3 protein-coding genes are annotated in these 3175 nt (G+C 60.2%); all 3 read left to right on the top strand.

Annotated features, from left to right (window positions below; translation table 11 throughout):
- The first annotated feature begins 137 nt into the window (after positions 1–137).
- On the top strand, positions 138–590 hold the full coding sequence (locus J3S20_RS29730; RefSeq protein WP_216840546.1) for a hypothetical protein: 453 nt from the start codon (positions 138–140) through the stop codon (positions 588–590).
- 251 nt (positions 591–841) lie between these two features.
- Complete coding sequence (locus J3S20_RS29735) at positions 842–2449, top strand: VapE domain-containing protein (RefSeq protein ID WP_216840547.1); 1608 nt, start codon at positions 842–844, stop codon at positions 2447–2449.
- Positions 2433–3175, top strand: a 743-nt coding sequence (locus tag J3S20_RS29740) for a hypothetical protein (protein ID WP_216840548.1), incomplete at its 3' end; no start/stop codon positions are given. The genes J3S20_RS29735 and J3S20_RS29740, both read left to right, overlap by 17 nt.

Raw genomic sequence — 3175 nt, forward strand, 5'->3', positions numbered from 1 at the left:
GCCATACCTGATCACCAACTCAAGCATTTCCACAGTAAATCCCACGACTACTTCCCGCCAATCGTGGGATTTAAAGACCACGTTTCCTATCAACAAGCTTCTTCACAGACAGAAATAGGTCTGGAGACCTTTTCTTCTTGACGTATGCAGAAAATCGCGTACTTTCCGGTCGATCACAAAGTCGGGAGTTTCTGGAAGTGAGTACCAATGTTGCGGCCGAGGACGCGCGGAGGCGCGTGGACGGCGCTCAGGTGATGTGCAGTGCTACGGCGCTCAGCTTGCTCGGATCGCCCGAGGAGATCGGGCGCGCGGTCGAAGCGCATCGCAACCTGATCCGCGATAGTGAGCGCGGCCGCGCGCTGCTGTTGCGCGGCCGGGGCATGCTCGACACGACGCACGGGCCAGTGCTGGCGACCACGACTCTTCAAGCTGACAGCAGGCGTCCCACGGTGACGTGGGTCTGGACCCCGGCCGAGCGTATTGCGGACGCACCCAACGGCGACCCGATTGAAATCATCATTGTGGATGAGCCTCGCCCCTACGTGTTGCGGGTCGGCGAGCAGCACCCGGGCCTGATCGGCTTGCGGTGACACTGCGTCCCTCCCTGCTGATGTCGTTTGACCCCGAGGGTGTCTGCCTGCTCGGCGATCTGGAACGCTGCCTTGCATGGACCATGATCGCGCCGAACAGGACACCGCAACGCTGACGCGCGTTCGATAAATAATCTGCCCGGCTCGCTACCGGGTGCCGGTCCTCTTGTAGCGGGCTGCTCCGTTGATGCGGGGCAGCCCACGAGAGTGACGGCGAACCTCTACATGATTTTTAAAGGGACCGATTTCCAATGAACATGATCATCTCGGACGGCACTGCCGTCACGAGCAACGCTACCCTCTTGTCTTGCGCCACGGCGTCCTCGTCTGCCAACTTCGACTATGCGGCCTTCATCGCCGAGAAGAAGCGCGACCTCCTTATTGTCCATGCATCGGGCGAGTCTGTCGACGCGGACCTCGTTGTCGAGGGTTTGATTTCCGGTAAGCCGGAGAACCAAGCGATCCGCGATTTCGCCGTTAGAACGCTCGGCATCAAGAAGGCGGAAATCGACACTGCGCTGAAGCGACTGAAGGTGAGGGCGGCGCTTGGGCGGTATCCTGATGGTGTGTCCGATTACATCGGGCTCTATGTGCAGAAGCACGCCATTGAAGTGCAGGCGAACGGAGGGCTTACGTCGTCCGCGCGCGTCTTCTTCGAGGCCGACGATGGAACGAAGATTTTCCCTTCTGACGAAGACCTCCGAGACCCTGCCGTTGCCGAGAAGGTTCGCTTTTCCCGCAAGGTCGACAGGGCGGTCACAAGCTTGCAGGAGCGGCTGCGCGTCGAGGCTTCTGACCTTGGCCTCTCCTTTCCTGCGCAGGTGATCAACGACGCCGTCAGCCTGTGGCGAAACGACAGTCAGCATCTTCGTGTCGGGGAAATCTACCGAACGATCAGCCGGTCCTCGCCTCCCGAAGCAGCAGCCGCACGTACGGCGTTGGTTGACCTGTGCGCGCGCTGCTTCGAGCACAACGACTCATGCACGCCCGAATACATCGCCGCCATCTTCCTGAAGTTTGTCTGGCAGGTGAAGCGGAAGATGATGGGGAAGTCCGTCACACGCCATCTTATGCCTGTCCTGCTTGGCCCGAGTGGAACCGGTAAGACCACCTTTGTTGATCTCCTTATTTCTCCCGTCAGCGAGGTCAGTCTGCCCACCGATTTCACCGAGATCACGGACAACCGCAACGTGAGTCTCTGGAAGAGTTACGTGCTGGTGTTGGACGAGATGGGTCGAGCAACGAAGGCGGACGTGGACGTTGTCAAGAACGTCATCACGGCGGCGCGCCTGACCCGGCGGGTGCTTGGTAGCAATCACCATGTCGACATCGACAATTGTGCAACCCTGATTGGCACCGCGAACGCGGCGAACCTTGCTGACCTGATCCGCGACCACACCGGCATTCGGCGGTTCGCGCCGCTCAACTGGCGACCGGATGCTGAACGGCACTGGGACGCCGTGAACCGCATGAACTGGCTTGATGTGTGGCGTGCTGTTTCCATCGACGACCCGGACCCGCTGCTGCCGTTCAGCGCGATCTTGGCCGCTCAGCAAGAGGAGCATCGAGAGAAATCTCCCGTTGAACACTGGCTCGACAACCTGAACCCCAAAAAGTGGCTCTCTGGCGCGTTGCAGAGCCGGACGAAGTTCGCCGCCGCAGAGCTTTACGCGGATTTTCGCGAGCACGAAGACACCGCGTTCCCGGGTCAAAAGCGGACGACGGAAACTGGTTGGGGGAACGAGATGGGACGTCTGATCCGCGCTGGGGTCTCTCCTTTCGACAAGAAGCGCACGGCCGCTGGCGTCGCCTATGAGTGGTCGCCTCTGCGAGGAGCGGCAGATGTTGTCGGTCGGTGAGGTGTTGCTGAAGGCTGATCCGGTCGCTGACCTCATCGTTCAACATCTTCCCAGACACGCTTTTTCGTCCGGCAAGTTCAGGTTCAACTGTCCCCTTTGCGTGGCCCGTGGCGAAGCTCGGCCGGACCAGCGGCAACGATGCGCGGTCTGGGTCGGGGCCGTCAGCGTCGGCTATAGCTGCTTCAACTGTAGCGCCAAAGGCAAATATGAAGTTGGCGGCCGTCTCTCAAAGGCAATGCAGGAACTCATGTCTGCTCTTGGTGTGCCGGAGGTGCGGATCATGGCTGCCGCTTCTCGTGCGGCCACCACTGCGCGAATGACGGCAGGGCGGACTGACCTTCCGCTTCCGTCGCGCCTTGTGTCGCAGCCGATTGCACCTGTCACCGCGTCGCTGCCTCCCGGCGCGCGACCTTTGCTGGACTGGATCGCCGAAGAATGCCAGCAGGCTGACCTTTGGACAGTGGCCAAATACCTCATTTCCCGAGGAGACGACATCGCGACTGCCACTCCCTACTACTGGACGCCCCTGCGTGACCACGACCTGAATCTTCGGCTCATCGTGCCCTACCTGTCTCGGGGACGAGTGGTCGGCTGGACGGCAAGGGCTGCTGCTTCCTGTGTGATGCCGAAATACTGGTCGTCGGCCATTTCTCAGGGCTTCATGTTCAACGGCGATGTCCTGAGCATGGCGAAGCGGAAGTTTGTCATTGTAACTGAAGGGCCATT

It is taken from the genome of Falsiroseomonas tokyonensis, from assembly GCF_019024325.1.
In the GTDB taxonomy this organism is placed as follows: Bacteria; Pseudomonadota; Alphaproteobacteria; order Acetobacterales; family Acetobacteraceae; genus Falsiroseomonas; species Falsiroseomonas tokyonensis.

What these genes read in the sequence shown, in the direction of transcription:
- J3S20_RS29735 (WP_216840547.1), top strand. Translation starts at nt 842, where the DNA reads ATGAACATGATCATCTCGGACGGCACTGCCGTCACGAGCAACGCTACC.